The organism is Ancylobacter sp. Lp-2 (assembly GCF_020523795.1).
Lineage (GTDB): Bacteria > Pseudomonadota > Alphaproteobacteria > Rhizobiales > Xanthobacteraceae > Ancylobacter.
Map to the genome: position 1 here is coordinate 386,904 of NZ_JAJALI010000005.1, position 17,589 is coordinate 404,492.

Here is a 17,589-nt window from a genome sequence, read left to right on the forward strand (position 1 = left end):
CCGCCAGCATAGCGGCGGACGGCGTCAGCCGCGCGTGAAAGCGGTCTTGAGGAAGTTGCGGGTGCGCACTTCCTTCGGGTCGCTCATCAGTTCGGCGGCGGTGCCGGTCTCGACCACCCGCCCCTGGTCCATGAACACCACCCGGTCGCCGACCTCGCGGGCGAAGCCGAGCTCATGGGTGACGACGATCATGGTCATGCCGCTCGACGCGAGGTCGCGCATCACCGCCAGCACCTCGCCGACCAGTTCGGGGTCGAGCGCCGAGGTCGGCTCGTCGAACAGCATCAGCTTCGGCTGCATGGCGAGCGCGCGGGCTATGGCGATGCGCTGCTGCTGGCCGCCCGACAGCTCGGAGGGATAGGCGCCCGCCTTGTGGGCGAGGCCGACCCGGTCGAGCAGCAGCATGGCGGCGTCGTGCACCTCGTCCCGCCGGCGCCTGAGCACCTGCACCGGCGCCTCGGTGACGTTCTCCAGCGCCGTCATGTGCGGGAACAGGTTGAAGCGCTGGAACACCATGCCGGTCTTGCGGCGCTGGCCGGCGATCTCCTTGTCGCTCAACGGATGCAACGCCTCGCCGACCCGGCGATAGCCGAGCAATTCGCCATCGAGCCACAGCCCGCCGCTGTCGAAGCTCTCCAGCTGGTTGATGCAGCGCAGGAAGGTGGTCTTGCCCGAGCCGGAGGGGCCGATGATGCACACCACCTCGCCGGGCATGACGTCCATGGTGACGTCGGCCAGCGCCTGATGGCCGCCGAACTTCTTGCCGACCTTCACCGCCGAGACGACCGGCGTAACGCTCGAATTACCGTCCGCTCGCGTCATCGGGCGCCCCCGGTGCCGAAGCCACGCCCGAAGCGGCGCTCCAGCACGCGCTGGCCGAGGGTGAGCACGGTGACGACCACCAGGAACCAGAAAGTTGGCACCATCAGCAATTCGATGACCTTGGCATTGGAATAGTAGATGTCCTGGGCGCTGCGCACGACGTCGCCGAAGCCGATGATCGAGGCGAGCGCGGTCATCTTGACGAGGCCGATGAACTCGTTGCCGAGCGGCGGCACCACGATGCGCATCGCCTGCGGCAGGATGATGCGCCGGAGCGCCGTGCCATTGGTCATGCCCATCGCCTTGGCCGCCTCATACTGCCCACGATCGACGCCGAGCATGCCGGAGCGGATGATCTCCGACACATAGGCGCCCTCGTTGAGGCCGAGGCTCAATATGGTCGCCACCGCCGGGGTGATGACGACCACGGTCTTGAACTCGAACAGGCCGGGAATGCCGAGGGTGGGAAACACCAGCGCCAGGTTGAACCAGATGAGCAATTGCAGGATCACCGGCGCGCCGCGGAAGAACCAGGCATAGAAGATCGCCGCGCCCTTCAGCACCGGGTTCGTGGAGGCGTGCGCCACCGCGCAGGCCAGCCCGATGGCGATGCCGACCGCCATGCAGACGAAGGACATCCACACCGTGTTGAACAGCCCCCACAGGATGGTGGGCCAGAACAGGAATTCCCAGGTCGTCGCCCAGTCGATCTTGCCATGGGCGAAGGCCCGCACCAGCAGGAAGGCGACGATGAGGATCGCGACGATGGCCGCGATCCGTCCGAAATGCGGGCGCCTGACATGGCGGAGGCGCGCTATGTCAAGCTCCTCCGCCATGGACGGCCCCCCGCGCGCGAGATCGGCGTGGGGGGCGGCGCTCACGGCTGCGGCCCGGCGTTGATGCTGACGTCCTTATAGGCGGAGATGTCCAGCTTCCACTTCTTGATCAGCTGGTCATAGGTGCCGTCGGCGATCACCTGCTTCAGCGCATAGGCGTAGGCGTCGCGCAGCGTGGTGCTGTCGGCGTCCTTGTTGAAGGCCATGCCCATCAGCGCCATGGAGATCGGCTCGCCGAGGATGGTGAAGGTGCCCGGATCGGTCTGCACGATGGTCGGCACCGCTTCCAGCCCCTGCACGCCGGCGACGATGCGCCCGGTCTTCAGATTGGTGATCTGCTGGCCGAGATTGGTGTCCAGGATCACCGTGATCGGCTCCTTGCCGGCGCAGATCTTGTCCGAGAACGCCTTGATGGTGTCGGGATAGGAAGTGCCGCGAACGCTGGAGACGGTCTTGCCGCACAGATCCTCCAGCTTCTGCACCTCCTTGTTGGCGGCGAGCGAATAGAACTGCGCGCCGGCCTTGAGATAGTCGATGAAGTCGAACATCGCGCGGCGCTTGGGCGTGTCGTAGAAGCCGCTCATGATCATGTCGACGCGGCCCGACTGCAGCGACGGCGTCATCTGCTCGAAGGCACCGTCCTGGTGCTCGATGGTGACGCCGAGCACCTTGCCCATCGCGCGGATGAGGTCGATGTCGAAGCCTTCAAGCTCGCCAGCGGTGTTGCGCACTTCGAGCGGCGGGTAGGCCGCCTCGATGGCGACGCGCACCACCTTGCTCTTGGCGACTTCCGGCGGCAGCGCCTGCGCCGAGACGGGATGGGTCATCGCGAACTGGCCGACGAGGCCGAGCGTCGCGACGGCAGTCAGGATCGTCCTGTGAAGCATCGAAGTTCCCTGTGATCTGGAAGTGGCCTTTGGCCTTGTCTGGAAGGAAGGGTTCGGCACTTGACGGCCTGGCTCTTGGTGGCCGGGCTCTCGGTAGCAAGGCTTTCAGTAACTTGGCGCCTAACGGCTCGGCCGCACCGGCTGCGGCACCGGCTCGGGCCAGAAGGGCAGGCGCTCGACGGACGGCGTCCACTCGCCGCGGGCGATCACGCCGTTGATATGCTCGGCCATCTCGGCGAGGGTGGCGAACCACACCCCGCCCTTGCCCTGCATGTGCTCGATGAGCTCGACCATCGCCTCGGCGCGGGCGAGCCGGCCGGACACGAAGGGGTGCCAGATCGCCGCCCACACGCCGCCATGGTTCCAGGCGGCGTCGAACTCGGCGCGGAAGACCTCCATCGCCCGCGCCGGCGACTGGATGGTCATCCCCATGTTGAATTCCTTGAGGTTCACATATTGCGGCCAGTCGTCGAGCGGATGGTCGGAGGGTAATTCGACGAGGCGCCCGCGCGTGCCTTCGAGCAGATAGGGCACGTCGTCGCCGGCCAACGAGGCGTCATAGGTGAAGCCGTGCTCGATCAAGAGGTCGAGCGTGTGCTCGGAGAAGGCGCCGGAGGGGGCGCGGTAGCCGACCGGCGGCTTGCCGGTGGCCTTCTCGATGGCGGCGATGCCGAGCTCCAGCACCCGGCGCTCGTCGCCGGGGGCGAGCTGGTTCGGCCGCTCGTGCAGCCAGCCGTGATGGCCGAGCTCGTGGCCGTCTTCCAGCAACGCCTCGATGGCGGCGGGATAGGTCTCGACGCACCAGCCGGGCACGAACACCGTCTGGCGGAGGCCGAAATGCTTCCAGATGCGGGCGATGCGCGGCACCGCCACCCGGGCGCCGTAGCGCAGCGACGAGGACAGGTTGATCCGGCGGGTGGAATCCTGCGGATAATAGAGGTGCAGCAGGCTCTCGGCGTCGAAGTCGAACGAGAAGCACACCGCGCAGCGCGCGCCGTTCGGCCAGGGGGGAGGATTGTCGATCAACTGAAGCATGCACCACCATCGAGATCCGGCGCGGCTGCGCCCGGCAGGGAGGATCGAGCTGTCGCCCGCCAGCGGCCGGCCGCGTCCGCAAGGGTGCCGGACGCGGCGGAATGAGCCATCGTGGAAGAGGCCATGGCCGCCCGGCAGGTACGGGATATAATTCGGGTTGGAATTTTTATCGTCAACTCTATTTTTAGAGCAGAATATAGATCGCCTTGCCGGCGCGGCTCGGCTAGAACAGCGACGCTTCGGGAAACGGATCCGGGCGCGGAAAGGGTTTGGGGAATGGCCGGCGGCAGCCTAAGGGAAAAGCACAAGCGGCTCAGGGCTGAACAAGTTTTGGACGCCGCCGAGCATCTGTTCAGCCAGAAGGGCTATGAGGCGACGCGGATCGAGACCATCGCCGAGAAGGCCTCGGTGGCGCCGGCGACCGTCTACAACTACTTCGCCACCAAGCCGAACCTCTTGATGGAGCTGGCGCTGCGCCACGTGCACGCCGCGCTGCCCGAGCGCCGCAGCTTCATCCGCAACCTGCCGGACGACCCGGTGGAGGGCATCCTCTCCTTCGAGCGGCTGCTGGCCGAGCAGGCGATGCGGCATTTGTCGCGCGAGTGCTGGCGGGTGATCATGTCCGCCCAGTATCTGGAGCCGGACGGGCGGGCCAGCCGCACCGGTGCCCGGCTCAACACGCTGATCAAGCGCCACTACATCCGCCTGATCCGCACCTACCAGCAGCGCGGGCGGCTCGACGCCACGGTGGATCCCATCGTGCTGTCGGAGCTGATCGTCGGCATCACCACCTTCCAGTTCGGCAATTTCGTCGCCCGCACCGACGGCACGGTGGAGGAGATGCTGGGACAGGGCGCGCGCAATATCCGCTTCATCCTCAGCCAGATCCTGCGCGAACCGGCGGGCGCCGGGGCTGCGTGAGGCATCTATAAATTTGGAGTTCACTCCAAATTTATGTTGCAACGCCCTCGGGCCGCTCCTAGGCTTTCTTGCGACGCACCGCTCTGGTGCACGTGATGATGTCCTTGCCGGGAGCCTGAATTGGGCGCGATCACCGAGAACGAATGGCGCTACAACCAGCTGATCAAGCAGTTCCCCTCCGAGCCGGAGCCGGCCTTCGAGGATGAGGAGCAGCTGACCCGCTGGTGGGGGCGCAAATGGGGCTGCACCAATGATGTCGGCCGGCTGCGCGTGGTGCTGATGCACCGGCCCGGCGACGAGGTGAACGTCGTCGACACCGCCAAGCGGCTCGACAACAATGCCTTCGGCGACACCCAGGCCGGCTGGTACTGGCGCGGCGACGAGCCGCCGGACCTCACCGCCATGCAGGCGCAGCACGACGCCTATGTCGCGGCGCTCCGCGCGGAAGGCGTCGAGGTGGTGTTCATCGACGCGCCCGCGCCCGGCCGCATGAAGACCTGCTACACCCGCGACGCGGTGGTCGGCATTGGCGGCGGCGCCATGGTGATGCGGCTCGGCCCGCGCATCCGCCGCGGCGAGGAACTGCCGGCGACCCGCACCCTGGCGAAGATCGGCTGCCCGATCCTGCGCACCATCTCCGGCACCGGCGTCGCCGAGGGCGGCAGCTTCTGCTGGCTCAACTCCAAGGTCGCCGCCACCGGCGTCTCCTCGCGCACCAATGACGAGGGCGCGCGGCAGATCGAGGAGGTGATGCGCTCGCAGGGCGTCGAGCTGATCAAGGTGCCGCTCACCGGCTACCGGCTGCACATTGACGGGCTGTTCGTGATGATCGGCCCCGACCTCGCCATCGCCAACTTCACCTTGCTGCCCTACTGGTTCATCGAGCGGCTGAACGCGCTCGGGATCCGGCTGATCGAGCTGCATCACGAGGATGACGGCGCCATCATCAACTCGCTCGCCATCGCCCCCTACCGCATGCTGATGCCGGAGGGCGTCTCCGGCTACACGATGGATCGGCTCGCCTTGCACGGGGTCGAGGTGATCACCGTGCCCTATGACAAGGTGATCTCCGGCGGCGGCGGCCTGCACTGCTCCACCGCGCCGCTGATCCGCGACGAGGTGTGAGCATGGTCGATCCTGACACCTCCACAGGGGATTGGAGCCCGGCGCAGGCGAGCGCGCTCGCCTATCTCGGCGACCGGCAGGCGGATTTCTCCGCCGACCACATGACCATCTGGAACCTGCACGAGCCGTCCTGGCGGGAGTACAAATCCTCCGCCTGGTACATGGACCGGCTGGAGACGGAAGGCTTCACGGTGGAGCGCGGCACGGCGGGCATGCCGACCGCCTTCCGCGCCCGCTGGTCGAACGGTCCCGGCCCGGTGATCGCCGGCTACGCCGAATATGACGCGGTGCCCGGCCAGACGCAGGCGCCGGTGCCCTATCGCGCCCCGCGCCCCGGCGAGAGCCCGCGCGCGGCCGGCCATACCGATCCGCATTCGGCGCTCGGCATGGGATCCTTTGCCGGCTTCCTTGCCGCCAAGCGGGCGATGGAGGAACACGGCATCGGCGGCACGCTGGTCTATTTCGGCGAGCCGGCCGAGAAGATGTGCGGCGCCAAGCCGGTGCATGCGGCGCATGGCTTTTATGACGGGTTGGACGCCGCCTTCAGCTTCCACCCGCACTCCTTCCCGGCGCTGACCAATGGCTGCTTCTGGGAGACCACCAGCGCTCCCTATTGGAGCCGCATCTACACCTTCGAGTGCGAGAATCCGGAGACGTGGCAGAACGAGGCCGCCGGCGGCACGGTGAGCCATGTGCACGCCATGGCGCGGGCGCCCGGCGCCATCGACGCGGTGTGCCTGATGTACACCAACTCGAAGATGATGAAGGAATCCATGCTGCCGCATTCCGGCTCGTGGACGCTCAACGAGTTCATCCCGATCGCCGGGCAGGCCACCGCCGACAACATCGCCCCCGGCATCGGACAGATCCAGTATTCCATGCGCGCGCCCAACCTCGCCATGTGCGAGGCGGCCTTCGCGGTGCTCGACCGCAACGCCGACCACATCGCGGCGATGACGCATTGCACCGTCACCAAGGCGTGGATCACCAAGACCCGCGCCGGCCTGCCCAACACCGCGATGTCGAAGCTGACCTTCGGCAACTTCGAAAAACTCGGCGCGCCGGTGTGGAGCGAGGAGGCGAAGGACTTCGCCCGCCAACTCCAGAACGGACTCGGGCTGGAGCCGATGGACGAGCCGTTCCTCGCCGGCATGGAAAAGCTGACCCCGCCCTGGGAGGCGGAGGCGGCGTTCCGGGCGCAGTTGCCGGCCTGGCAGCTGAACTACGCCGCCGACGATTATGTCGACTACACCTGGCACGCGCCGACGGTGCGACTCTATGTGGCCCGCCCGACCTTGCAGCCACCCCAGCCCGGCTACCGCTACCCGGAATGGACCCGCAACGCCATGGGTGGGGTGCCGGCCTGCATCGACCCGATGTGGAGCAAGGCGGCTTCGGTGATCGCCACCACGGTGATCGAGCTGATGACCGATCCGGCGGCGCTGGCGGCGATCCGCGCCGAGTTCGAGGAACGCACCGGCGGCGGAGTCGGCGGCAGCAAATGGGTGGCGCCGCTGCTGCCTAAGGATTTTGCGGCCCCGATCGGTTATCGCTGGCCGGAATATGTCGACACCCCGCGCGGGCGGGAATGGAGCGTGCCGTGATCGGCGCGGCGCCGGGCGGGATGAGCGTGTCGCAGGCGGTGGACGGCCGCGTCTCGACGCGCGCCTTTCTCGACCGCCCAGTGCCGCGCGCCCTCCTCGAAGACGTGCTGCGCCGGGCGGCGCGGGCGCCTTCCGGCGGCAACCTCCAGCCCTGGACGGCGCGGCTCGTCGACGGCGAGGAGATCGCCGCGCTGAAGGCGCTGATGTGTGTCCGCATTGCCGAGCTGCCGGACGGCGAGCCGATGGCGCATCCCTTCTACCCGCCGGTGCTGACCCCGGCCGCGCTCGCCCGCCGCCGGCGCAACGGCGAGATCCTCTACGGCGCTCTTGGCATCGACCGCCACGATGCGGTGGCCCGCAAGGCGTGGATCGACGAGAACTTCCAGTTCTTCGGCGCCCCGGCCGGCGTGCTCCTCTTCATCGGCCGGGAGGCCACGCCCTATCAGTGGCTCGACCTCGGCATCTACCTGCAGACCGTGCTGCTGCTCCTGCGCGAGGCCGGGCTCGATGCCTGCCCGCAGGCCGACTGGGCGATGTACGCGCCGACGGTGGCGACCTTCCTGGACGCGCCGCCCGACCTCATGCTCATCTGCGGCATCGCCATCGGCCATGCCGATCCGGCCCGCCCGGAGAATTTCATCCGTACCGAGCGCGACGACCCGCTCGCCGCCTTCACCCTTCGCTGACCGCCCCCGTCGCCTGCCCCGGAGCCGCCCATGCCGATCCCCGCCGTGCCGCCCGCCCCGCCCGCCCCGGGCTACCAGCCCACCGAGCAGGAACTGCGCGAGGACCTCGCCGCCGCCTACCGGCTGATCGCCCATTTCGGCATGTCCGACACGGTGTTCACCCATCTCTCGGTGCGGCTGCCGGGCGAGGGGCATCGCTTCCTGGTCAATCCCTACGGCCTGCTGTTCGAGGAGATCACCGCCTCGTCGCTGGTGGTGGTCGACGCCGAGGGCGAGCCGGCGCAGGAGACCTCCTGGCCGGTGAACCCGGCCGGCTTCGTCATCCATTCGGCGGTGCATCGCGAGCGGCACGACGCCGCCTGCGTGATGCACACCCACACGCTGGCCGGCATGACGGTGGCGGCGCAGGAAGGCGGGCTGCTGCCGCTCAACCAGATGAGCATCGAGTTCTATGACGAGGTCGGCATCCACGACTATGAGGGCATCGCCGCCGACGACAACCTCACCGAGCGCGAGCGGCTGGTGCGCGACCTCGGCACGGGGCACGCGCTGATCCTGCGCAATCACGGCCTGCTGACCGTCGGCGCCACCGTCGCCGAGGCGTTCTACTGGATGTACTATCTGGAGCAGTCCTGCCGCATCCAAGTGGCGGCGCAGTCGACCGGCGTACCGCTGTCGATCCCGCCCTCGCAGGTGGTGGCGCGCACCGCCAAGCAGTTCGGCGGCGAGGCCAACAAGGGCTGGCTGCCCTGGCAGGCCTTCCGCCGGAAGCTCGACCGCGAGCAGCCGGACTATCGTTCGTGAGCACCGGAGGCGGGGCGATGAGGCACATGACCGGCGGCGAGGCGGTCGTCGACGCGCTGAAGGCGAACGGCGTCGAGACGCTCTACGCCATTCCCGGCATCCAGCTCGACCATTTGTTCAACGCGCTGTACGGCGCGCAGAACTGGCTGACCATCGTCAATGCCCGCCACGAGCAGGGCGTCGCCTATATGGCGCTCGGCCATGCGCAGTCGACCGGGGAGCCCGGCGTCTATGTCTGCGTGCCCGGCCCCGGCTTCCTCAACACCGCCGCCGCGCTTGCCACCGCCTATGCGGTGCGCGCGCCGGTGCTGGCGCTGATCGGCCAGATCGCCTCCACCGCCATCGGGGTCGGTGGCGGCGAGCTGCACGAGCTGCCGGACCAGACCGCCATGGTGAAGGGGCTGACGCGCTGGAGCGGCATCGCCCGCACGCCGGAGGAGATCCCGGCGCTGATGGAGACCGCCTTCGCCAAGCTGAAGGCCGGCATCGCGCCGGTCGCCGTCGAGCTCCCCGCCGACGTGCTGCTGGCGGCGGCCGAGCTGCCGGCGGCACGTGCCGCCGTTGCCGCGCCGCCGCGCGCGCCGATCGCCCATGCCGTCACCCGCGCCGCCGCCCTGCTCGCGCAGGCCAAGGCACCGCTGATCTTCGTCGGCTCCGGCGCCTATGGCGGCGAGGCGGCGCTGTTGCGCCTCGCCGAGCATCTGGAAGCGCCGGTCGTGGCGCATCTGCAGGGGCGCGGGGTGCTGCCGAGCACGCACAAGCTGGCGGTGGGCTTCGCGGAAGGCCAGCGGCTATGGGCCGAGGCGGATGTGGTGCTGGCCGTCGGCACTCGCTTCCACGAGGCGCGGCGCAACTGGGGCGAACGCGCGGGGATGCGGGTCATCCGGGTCGACATCGACCCGGCGCAGTTCTCGCGCGGCACGCCGCCGGAGATCGCCATCGAGGCCGACGCACCGCTCACCCTCGTGGCGCTTGCCGAGGCGGTGGAGGCCGGGCCAGCCAAAACCGACCGCGCCGACGCCATCGCGGCGCTGAAGGCGGAGATCGCCGCGGCCTTCGCCACCCGCCTCGCGCCGCAGATGGCCTATGTGCGGGCGCTGCGCGAGGTGTTGCCGGCCGAGGCGCGCATCGTCGCCGACTACACCCAGATCGGCTACGTCTCGACCGGCGCCTTCGACGTCGCCGCGCCGCGCCTCCTGCTCACGCCGGGCTACCAGGGCACGCTCGGCTTCGCCTATGCCACCGCGCTCGGCGCCAAATCAGCCAATCCCGAGGTGCCGGTGGTGGCGCTGTGCGGCGATGGCGGTTTCCTGTTCACCGGCAACGAGCTCGCCACCGCCGTGCAGCACGGCATCAAGGCCATCGGCGTGGTGTTCGTCGACGGCGCCTATGGCAATGTCCGGCGCATGCAGGAAGACCTGTATGGCGGCAAGGTCGTCGCAACCGGCCTCACCAACCCGGACTTCGTGCGCTACGCCGAGAGCTTCGGTGCGAAGGCGCGCCGCGCCGAGGGTCCTGAAGCCTTCGCCGATGCGCTGCGCTGGGCCATGGAACAGACGGGGCCGACGCTGATCGAGGTGCCCGTGTCAAAGTTCCCCAGCCCGTGGGATCTTCTCGAACCCTGATCTCAGCCGACACCATCTCCGACGAAATTGGCCGGGCCGCTTAGGCGACCCGGCTTTTCCGCGTCAGGCGGCCGCCGGATCAGTGATCTGGTGGTCGTACTGGTCGCCCTTGGTGACGAAGGGCACGATCTTCACCGTGCCGTCGGCGTTCACCGTGAAGCCGCGCACGCCGGCATAGGAGATGGCGTTGTCCTCGAGCAGCTTCTGCGCCACCGCCTCCTGACCGGCCGGCACATAGACGAAGAAGTGCTTCACCTGGGTCGGGGTGTCGTTGTCGGTCAGCTCCGAACCGGCCTTGAGATAGGGCAGCGCCTGCGGGCCGATCGCCATCTCCACCTCGCCCAGCTCGCGCACCCGGCCGGTGCGGTCGGTGATGACGATGTCCGGGAAATGTGCGCCGGCCGGGGTCGGGATCGACGCCTTGGCCTGCGGCACATTGGTGGTGGTGACGTAGCCCTCCGGCCAAGTGGTCTGGCCCGGGAAGGGGAAGCGGTATTTGGCGATGTAGTTGACCACGAGATCGTGGGTTTCCTTCGACATGCTTGTCTCCTGTTGCGAAGGGGGAAGGAAGGGGGTGAGCGGCAGGCCCGGCAGCGCCGCGAGCTCGCCGGGAGCCAGCGCGTCCGAGACCAGCGCGTCCGGGGCCTGCGCGCCGCCATCGGCGCGACGGCTCTCCAGCCGCACCGCCTGCACGCCGGAGATCACCACCAGCACGGCACCGAAGGTGACCAGCGCGGTCGGCACGTCGCCGAACATCAGGTAGCCGAGCGCGAAGCCGGTGATCAGCCCGCCATATTCGAGCACGGCGATGAGATGCGCCGGGAGGCGCCGCGCCGCCTCATAGAGGGCGAACTGGCCGGTGCCGCCGACGACGCCGATCAGCGCCACGCCGAACAGCTCGGCCGGCGCGAGATGCCAGCCGGTGAAGGGCAACTGCACGGCGCCGGCGAGCACGAACACGCCGTTGGCCACCGTCACCTGTACGAGGCTGCTCTCCTCGCTCGCCATCGAGCGCAGCATCAAGAGCGCCGCCGCCCACAGCGCGGAGGAGGCGAGCGCCAGCGCCACCGCGGTGGTCAGTTCGAAGCGCACCAGCCCGCTCGCCAGCACCACGCCGAGGAAGCCGACGAGGATCGCCAGCCAGTGCCGTGCGCTCGGCCATTCGCCGAGCACCGGGCCGGACGCGACGGCGACGAAGATCGGCGAGACGAAATACAAAGTCACCGCCTGGGCGAGCGGCATCTCCGCCAAAGCGAGGTAGAAGCAGCTCCAGGCGGCGAACATCACCAGCGCGCGCAGGATCATCGTGCGCTTCACCGGCGAGCGCACGATGCGCCCCGCCAGCCGGCCGCGCCCGAAGGCGAGGGCCAGCGCCATGACGGTGAAGCTGCGCACCAGCAGCAGCTGCGCCACCGGCACCGCCTCGACGAACCGCTTGGTGAGGGCGTCCTGCAGGGGCAGCATCACGTCGGACACCATCACCAGCGCGACGGCGACCAGGAACGCCCCGCGACCGGCCGGGAGCGCGAGCGCGGGCTGGCGCGGGCTCATGCGGCGGCTCCCGGCGGCGCGGACATCGATGACGCTCCCCTCGCGCGGCGCCGTCCGGTCCCGCGCCGAAATATCTATAGTCAACTCTATTTTTGGAGTTTGCTTTGCATTTCGCTGAACGTCAATGGGCGTCCCGCGCGCTTCACAGCCTGCCCGCCCCCATGAAGAACCGACGCCGCGCCGGTTCCGGCGGCAGCGCGGCGGTACGTCATCCGGAAAACGCCGGTGTCGCGGGGCCGCCGCTCAGGCCCCGGCGACGATGAGCTCGATGCCGGCGCCGGCGATCGCCCGCGCCATCGGCTCGGCCGGGGCGAGATCGGTGACCAGCGTGTCGATGCGGCTCAGCGGGGCGATCTCGAACACCGCCCGGCGGTCGAGCTTGGAATGGTCGGCCAGCACGGTGACGCGGTCGGCCTGCTCGATCATCGCCTTGGCGATCTCGGCCTCCTGCAGGTCGAAATCCATGACGCAGGCCTGGTCGATGGCGCCGATGGTCAGCACCGCATGGCGGGCGCGGAACTTGCCGATCTGCTCCAGCGCCAGCGGCCCCAGGCTCTCGCCGGCATCCACGCCATAGGCGCCGCCGATGAGAAACACCTTGTGGCTGTGATTGCCGGCCAGCGTCGCGGCGATGCGCGGCGAATTGGTGATCGTCACCAGCGCCGGGCCGGTGGCCAGCGCCTCGGCGAAGGCGATGGTCGTGCTGCCGGTATCGATGAACAGCGAATCCTCGGGCCGGAACAGGCGGGCCGCGGCACGGGCGATGGCCTTCTTGCCGGCGGCGTTCTGCGCCAGACGCTGCGCGAACGGCCACTCCGTCTCCATCATCGAGGCGGGGGCGAGGATCGCCCTGGCACCACCGTGGAAGCGCCGCAGCCGGCCGTCGCGGTCGAGGCGCGCAAGGTCGCGGCGCACCGTCTCGCGGGAGACCTGGAGATGGTCCGCCAGCGCCTCGACGGTCATTTCGCCGGAGCGAGCGAGCAGCGCGACGATTTCTTCAAAGCGCGAGGAGGGCTGCACGGCGGGGTCCTCAACTGCGTCCCCGCCGAAGGGCGGGGTGGAATCGGCAAGTCAGTCGGCTGGAGCGGTCAATCGCCGGCGAAGCGTGTCGAACGACTTTCTATTCAAGCGTTTAGCTGTCCGGCCCTGCGACGGAGATCCCGTGCATACGACCATTCGGTCATAATATCACATAGATTGTCGCCTGTTCGGGCATATCTTCATAGAATGAAGACGACCGAACGGACGAAAACGTCAGGAACCGGGCTTCACTTCGCGCGGGAAACCGATACAGTGCCGTCCATGCGAACACAGAAGGCATGCACAATGGCTGTGCAGAGCCTGCGAGGGAAAGACAGCTGACAGGTCCGGCCGGCCGCGTCGCAGGGCACTCGCGCGCGACATGATGGGGCATAAGGCGAGCCTCGACGCCGCCTCGCCTCCCTCCGGCCGCCGGCTCCGATGGCCGGCAGCGAGATGACGACAGGATAAGCGAGCGCCATGCTCCGCACGCAGTTGCCCTCACCCGCCGGAATGTTCGACGTCGCCGTCATCGGCGCCGGCGTGGTGGGCTGTGCCGTCGCCCGGCGCTTCGCGCTGGACGGCGCCCGCGTGGCGGTGATCGAGAAGGGCAGCGACCTGCTCTCCGGCGCTTCCAAGGCCAACAGCGCCATCCTGCACACCGGTTTCGACGCGCCGCCCGACAGCCTCGAACTGGAGCTGATCAAGGCTGGCCGGGCGGAATATCTCGCCCTGCGCGACGGCCTGAACCTGCCGCTGGTAGAAACCGGCGCGCTGGTCTGCGCCTGGAACGACGGCGAGGCCGGCAAGCTGGAGGCGATCGCCGCGCAGGGCCGCGAGAACGGCATTGCCGGGCTGCGCCTCATGTCGGGGGGCGCGGCGCGCCAGACCATGCCCGGGCTTTCCGACCGGCTGGTGGCGGCGCTCGAGGTGACGGGCGAGCACATCATCGACCCGTGGTCGGCGCCGCTCGCCTATCTCACTCAGGCGGTGGCGCTCGGCGCCGCGTTCCTGCGCGAGGCGGAGCTGATCGAGGGGCATTTCGACGGCGAATGGCGGCTCGCCACCTCGGCCGGCGAGGTGCGGGCGGCAAGCGTGGTCAACGCCGCCGGGCTCTATGGCGACATCGTCGACCAGCGGCTCGGCTTCGCGCCGACATTCGCCATCCGGCCGCGCAAGGGCCAGTTCGTCGTGCTGGACAAGGCGGCGTTCCGCCATGTGCCGCGCATCGTGCTGCCGGTCCCGACCGAGATCACCAAGGGGGTCGTGGTGTGCCCGACCGCCTTCGGCAACGTGCTGATCGGCCCGACCGCCGAGGAGCAGGAGGACCGGGTGCGCGCCACGGTGGAGACCGCGACGCTGGAGGCACTGCTGGCGCGCGGCGCCGAGATCGTGCCGGCTCTGGCCGGCATGCCGGTGACGGCGGTCTATGCCGGGCTGCGGCCAGCGAGCGACAGGAAAGAATACCGCATCGTCGCGCGCCCGGAGCAGAGGGCGATCACCCTCGGCGGCATCCGCTCGACCGGACTTTCCGCGGCGCTGGGGCTGGCGCAGCACGCGGCGCGGCTGCACGCCGGCTTCGGCCTGACCCCTCTCCTCCCGGTAGCCGCGCCGGAGGTGGCGCTGCCGAACCTCACCGAGACCCGCGAGCGCGACTGGCAGCGCCCCGACCATGGCGAGATCGTCTGCCATTGCGAGATGGTGACCCGGCGCGAGATCGAGGCGGCGCTGGCCAGCCGTGTGCCGCCGGGCGACATCGGCGGATTACGGCGGCGCACCCGCGCCGGCATGGGCCGTTGCCAGGGGTTCTATTGCCAGGCCCGCCTCGCCGCGATGACCCGTGACCGCCTGTCGACGCCGCTGGCCGTCGAGGAAGAGACGGCATGAGCGCGATGGCGGATGTGATCGTCGTCGGCGGCGGACCGGCCGGAGTGGCGGCGGCGGTGGAGCTGCGCCGGCGCGGGGTTCCCGGCGTGGTGCTGCTCGACCGCGAGGCCGAGCTCGGCGGTGCGACGCGCCATTGCCGCCACTCCCCCTTCGGCATGCGCGAATTCGGTCGGATCTATCTCGGCGCCGCCTATGGCCGCCGGCTGACGGCGGAGGCGGCGCGGGCGGGCGTCGAGGTGCGGACCGGCCATTCGGTTGTGCGGCTGGACGGCGACGGCCGCCTCACCGTCGCGTCGCCGCGCGGCGTCGAGCAGTTGGCGGCGCGCCGCGTGCTGATCGCCACCGGCGCCCGCGAGACGCCGCGCGCGGCCCGGCTGCTGTCGGGCGACCGGCCGGTGGGGGTGCTCACCACCGGCACGCTGCAAGCCTATGTCGCCTTCCACCGGCTGATGCCGTTCCGGCGGCCGGTGATCGTCGGCTCGGAACTGGTGAGCCTGTCGGCGCTTTTGACGTGCCTCACCCATGGCGCGCGGCCGGTGGCGATGCTGGAGCCGGCGGCGCATGCGCTCGCGGGCGCGCCGTTTTGCTGGTTTCCCACACTGGCGGGGGTGCCGTTCCATCGCGGCGCCCAAATCCTCGACATTCGCGGCCGCGCGCGGGTGGAGGAGATCGCCTTCCGCCGCGCCGATGGCGGCGAGGAGCGGCTGGCCTGCGACGGCGTGCTGCTCACGGGTCGCTTCACCCCGGAGGCGGCGCTGCTGCGGGAATCGCCGCTGGGGGTCGACGCCGGCAGCGCCGGGCCGGCCATCGACCAGGACGGGCGGACGGCCGATCCTTTCCTCTTCGCGAGCGGCAATGTGCTGCGCGCGGTGGAGACCGGCGGCTGGGCGTTTCGCGAGGGACGCGCGGTCGGGCGTGCCCTCGCCGAGGACCTGTCGCGCGGCGGCGCGGCCGGCGAGCCGGTGCGCGTCGACGTCGAGGCGCCGGTGAAGCTGGTGGTGCCCGGCCTGCTGCGGCGGCAGGGCCATGCGGCGCCGGCCTTCCGCGACTTCCAGCTGCGCGTCACTGCGCGCGTGCGCGGGCGGCTGTCGCTGGAGATCGACGGGCGCGAGGCGTGGGCGGCGGAGCGGGTCTTCATGCCCGAGCGGCGGATCCTGGTGCCGATCCCGCCCGGCGCCTTCGCGGCGGAGAGCGTGCGCTTCCGTTTCCGTGAGCAGCCGTGATGCGCGTCGCCGCCATCGACCAGGGCACCACCTCGACCCGCTGCCTCGTCGTCGAGAGCGGCGGCGAGGCACGGCAGGTCGCCAGCCGGCGGCAGGCGCAGTTCCATCCGGCTCCCGGCCGGGTGGAGCACGATCCCGAGGAATTGCTGCGCCACATAGGAGAGGTGCTGGCGGCGGCGGGGCCGGTCGAGGCCATCGCCCTCGCCAACCAGGGCGAGAGCTGCCTCGCCTGGGACGCGGAAAGCGGCCGGGCGCTGTCACCGGTGATCGTCTGGCAGGACGCGCGCACCGCCGGCGAGCTGGCGGTGTTGGGCGCGGCGGCCGAGGACCGCTCGAAGGCGATCTGCGGGCTGCCGCTCGACGCCTATTTCTCGGCGAGCAAGCTCGGCTGGCTGCTCCGCAACCTGCCGGAGGTGGCGACGGCGCAGGCGGCGGGGCGGCTGCGGCTCGGCACCACCGACGCCTTCTTCCTCGACCGGCTGTGCGGCCACTTCGCCACCGACCTCGCCACCGCCTCGCGCACCGGCCTGCTCGATCTGGCGAGCGGCACCTGGAGCGCGGAGCTGTGCGCGCTGCACGGCGTGCCGATGGCCTGCCTGCCGGAGATCCGCGCGGTCGATGCCGGCTTCGGGGCGATCGGCGGCGTACCGGTGCGGGCCTCCATCGTCGACCAGCAGGCGGCGCTCTACGGCCATGGCTGCCGCCACCCAGGCGAGGCGAAGATCACCTTCGGCACCGGCGCCTTCCTGCTGGCGGTGACGGGAACCGACCGGCCGGCCGCCGCCGGGCTGCTGCCGACCGTCGCCTGGCGGCGGCAGGGGGCGGGGACGGTGTTCGCCCTCGAGGGCGGGGTCTACGACGCCGGCGCGGCGCTGGAATGGGTGCGGCGCCTCGGCCTCTACGACCGGCCGGAGGAACTGGACGGCTTCGACGGACCGTCGGCGCTCAGCCGGGGGCTGGTCTTCGTGCCGGCGCTCTCCGGGCTGGCGGCGCCGTATTGGGACCGCACGGCGGCGCCGCTGTTCCTCGGCATGGACGCCACCACCGGCCGGCGCGACCTGGTGCAGGCGACGCTCGAGGGCATCGCCCTGCTCACCGTCAGGCTGATCGAGGCGGCGGCGGAGCAGATCGGCGACATCCGCGCCATCTCCATCGATGGCGGGCTGTCGCAAAGCACCTATTTCGCACGCTTCCTCGCCGCCGCCAGCGGACGCGGCGTGCGGGTGCCGGCGATGCACGAGATGACCTCGCTCGGCCTCGCCGAGCTGTGCGGCGCGGAGGTCGCCCAGCTTCGCGCCGCCGGCTCCTCTTTCGCGCCGGACGGTTCGGTGACGCCGGCCGACCACGCGCGCTTCGCCGCCGCCGTCGCCCGCAGCGGCGGCTGGCGCGGCTAGGTTGCAGCCCTTATCGGGCCGGAACGGACGGGAGCCGGCCGGTGCCGGCGCTACTCCACCTGCTCGCCGGAACCGAAGCCTTCTTGCCACTGGGCGAGCGTCGGGGTCGGCATGTCGAAGCGGTCGCGGATGGTCGCGCAGGTTGAGCCGCCGAGGCGGGCGATGGCGT

15 protein-coding genes are annotated in these 17,589 nt (G+C 69.9%); 9 read left to right on the forward strand and 6 right to left on the reverse strand.

All coding sequences use genetic code 11. The annotated features are described in order from the left end of the window. Positions 1-24: 24 nt before the first annotated feature. The 4 genes from LGR54_RS15335 to LGR54_RS15350 all read right to left on the reverse strand — a co-directional run bounded on the left by LGR54_RS15335 (position 25) and on the right by LGR54_RS15350 (position 3,580). A complete protein-coding gene (locus LGR54_RS15335; RefSeq protein WP_230362858.1) occupies positions 25-822 on the reverse strand; it encodes an amino acid ABC transporter ATP-binding protein in 798 nt (265 codons plus the stop codon). Then, entirely contained in the window at positions 819-1,658 is an 840-nt protein-coding gene (locus LGR54_RS15340; protein WP_230362859.1) for an amino acid ABC transporter permease, read from the reverse strand. The genes LGR54_RS15335 and LGR54_RS15340 overlap by 4 nt, the downstream gene beginning before the upstream one ends. Positions 1,659-1,699: 41 nt before the next feature. Beyond that, on the reverse strand, positions 1,700-2,545 hold the full coding sequence (locus tag LGR54_RS15345) for an ABC transporter substrate-binding protein (RefSeq protein ID WP_230362860.1): 846 nt from the start codon (positions 2,543-2,545) through the stop codon (positions 1,700-1,702). Positions 2,546-2,665: 120 nt separating this feature from the next. Continuing rightward, positions 2,666-3,580, reverse strand: coding sequence for a polysaccharide deacetylase (locus tag LGR54_RS15350; protein WP_230362861.1), 915 nt, complete (start codon positions 3,578-3,580; stop codon positions 2,666-2,668). 330 nt (positions 3,581-3,910) lie between these two features. On the opposite strand from LGR54_RS15350, the gene LGR54_RS15355 reads away from it, so the two are divergent. The 6 genes from LGR54_RS15355 (at position 3,911) to LGR54_RS15380 (ending at position 10,345) form a co-directional block, all read left to right on the forward strand. Continuing rightward, positions 3,911-4,501, forward strand: a complete 591-nt coding sequence (locus LGR54_RS15355) for a TetR/AcrR family transcriptional regulator (protein ID WP_230362862.1) — start codon at positions 3,911-3,913, stop codon at positions 4,499-4,501. Between the two features lie 120 nt (positions 4,502-4,621). Next, the gene (locus LGR54_RS15360; RefSeq protein ID WP_230362863.1) at positions 4,622-5,626 is read left to right on the forward strand and encodes a dimethylarginine dimethylaminohydrolase family protein; all 1,005 of its coding nucleotides are present in this window, start codon (positions 4,622-4,624) and stop codon (positions 5,624-5,626) included. A gap of 2 nt (positions 5,627-5,628) precedes the next feature. After that, entirely contained in the window at positions 5,629-7,230 is a 1,602-nt protein-coding gene (locus LGR54_RS15365; protein ID WP_230362864.1) for an amidohydrolase, read from the forward strand. After that, the gene (locus tag LGR54_RS15370; protein ID WP_230362865.1) at positions 7,215-7,916 is read left to right on the forward strand and encodes a nitroreductase; all 702 of its coding nucleotides are present in this window, start codon (positions 7,215-7,217) and stop codon (positions 7,914-7,916) included. The genes LGR54_RS15365 and LGR54_RS15370 overlap by 16 nt, the downstream gene beginning before the upstream one ends. Positions 7,917-7,946: 30 nt before the next feature. Next, the gene (locus LGR54_RS15375; protein WP_230362866.1) at positions 7,947-8,720 is read left to right on the forward strand and encodes a class II aldolase/adducin family protein; all 774 of its coding nucleotides are present in this window, start codon (positions 7,947-7,949) and stop codon (positions 8,718-8,720) included. Between the two features lie 17 nt (positions 8,721-8,737). Beyond that, on the forward strand, positions 8,738-10,345 hold the full coding sequence (locus tag LGR54_RS15380; protein WP_230362867.1) for a thiamine pyrophosphate-dependent enzyme: 1,608 nt from the start codon (positions 8,738-8,740) through the stop codon (positions 10,343-10,345). 63 nt (positions 10,346-10,408) lie between these two features. Here LGR54_RS15380 and LGR54_RS15385 read toward each other — a convergent pair whose 3' ends face one another. Then, complete coding sequence (locus tag LGR54_RS15385) at positions 10,409-11,896, reverse strand: DMT family transporter (RefSeq protein WP_230362868.1); 1,488 nt, start codon at positions 11,894-11,896, stop codon at positions 10,409-10,411. A 243-nt stretch (positions 11,897-12,139) separates the two neighbouring features. Next, entirely contained in the window at positions 12,140-12,916 is a 777-nt protein-coding gene (locus LGR54_RS15390) for a DeoR/GlpR family DNA-binding transcription regulator (protein ID WP_230362869.1), read from the reverse strand. 480 nt (positions 12,917-13,396) lie between these two features. On the opposite strand from LGR54_RS15390, the gene LGR54_RS15395 reads away from it, so the two are divergent. From LGR54_RS15395 to LGR54_RS15405, 3 genes are read left to right on the forward strand one after another with little or no spacing between them, the layout of a single operon-like run. Then, on the forward strand, positions 13,397-14,803 hold the full coding sequence (locus LGR54_RS15395) for an NAD(P)/FAD-dependent oxidoreductase (RefSeq protein ID WP_230362870.1): 1,407 nt from the start codon (positions 13,397-13,399) through the stop codon (positions 14,801-14,803). Further along, entirely contained in the window at positions 14,800-16,026 is a 1,227-nt protein-coding gene (locus LGR54_RS15400) for an NAD(P)/FAD-dependent oxidoreductase (RefSeq protein WP_230362871.1), read from the forward strand. The genes LGR54_RS15395 and LGR54_RS15400 overlap by 4 nt, the downstream gene beginning before the upstream one ends. Beyond that, positions 16,026-17,420, forward strand: coding sequence for an FGGY family carbohydrate kinase (locus tag LGR54_RS15405; protein ID WP_230362872.1), 1,395 nt, complete (start codon positions 16,026-16,028; stop codon positions 17,418-17,420). Before LGR54_RS15400 ends, LGR54_RS15405 begins: the two co-directional genes overlap by 1 nt. The last annotated feature ends 169 nt before the right edge of the window (positions 17,421-17,589 follow it).

Excerpts from the sequence above, each read along its gene's own strand:
- LGR54_RS15335 (WP_230362858.1), bottom strand. The coding sequence starts at position 822 with ATGACGCGAGCGGACGGTAATTCGAGCGTTACGCCGGTCGTCTCGGCG.
- LGR54_RS15340 (WP_230362859.1), bottom strand. The coding sequence starts at position 1,658 with ATGGCGGAGGAGCTTGACATAGCGCGCCTCCGCCATGTCAGGCGCCCG.
- LGR54_RS15345 (WP_230362860.1), bottom strand. The coding sequence starts at position 2,545 with ATGCTTCACAGGACGATCCTGACTGCCGTCGCGACGCTCGGCCTCGTC.
- LGR54_RS15350 (WP_230362861.1), bottom strand. The coding sequence starts at position 3,580 with ATGCTTCAGTTGATCGACAATCCTCCCCCCTGGCCGAACGGCGCGCGC.
- LGR54_RS15365 (WP_230362864.1), top strand. The coding sequence starts at position 5,629 with ATGGTCGATCCTGACACCTCCACAGGGGATTGGAGCCCGGCGCAGGCG.
- LGR54_RS15370 (WP_230362865.1), top strand. The coding sequence starts at position 7,215 with ATGGAGCGTGCCGTGATCGGCGCGGCGCCGGGCGGGATGAGCGTGTCG.
- LGR54_RS15375 (WP_230362866.1), top strand. The coding sequence starts at position 7,947 with ATGCCGATCCCCGCCGTGCCGCCCGCCCCGCCCGCCCCGGGCTACCAG.
- LGR54_RS15380 (WP_230362867.1), top strand. The coding sequence starts at position 8,738 with ATGAGGCACATGACCGGCGGCGAGGCGGTCGTCGACGCGCTGAAGGCG.
- LGR54_RS15385 (WP_230362868.1), bottom strand. The coding sequence starts at position 11,896 with ATGAGCCCGCGCCAGCCCGCGCTCGCGCTCCCGGCCGGTCGCGGGGCG.
- LGR54_RS15395 (WP_230362870.1), top strand. The coding sequence starts at position 13,397 with ATGCTCCGCACGCAGTTGCCCTCACCCGCCGGAATGTTCGACGTCGCC.
- LGR54_RS15400 (WP_230362871.1), top strand. The coding sequence starts at position 14,800 with ATGAGCGCGATGGCGGATGTGATCGTCGTCGGCGGCGGACCGGCCGGA.
- LGR54_RS15405 (WP_230362872.1), top strand. The coding sequence starts at position 16,026 with ATGCGCGTCGCCGCCATCGACCAGGGCACCACCTCGACCCGCTGCCTC.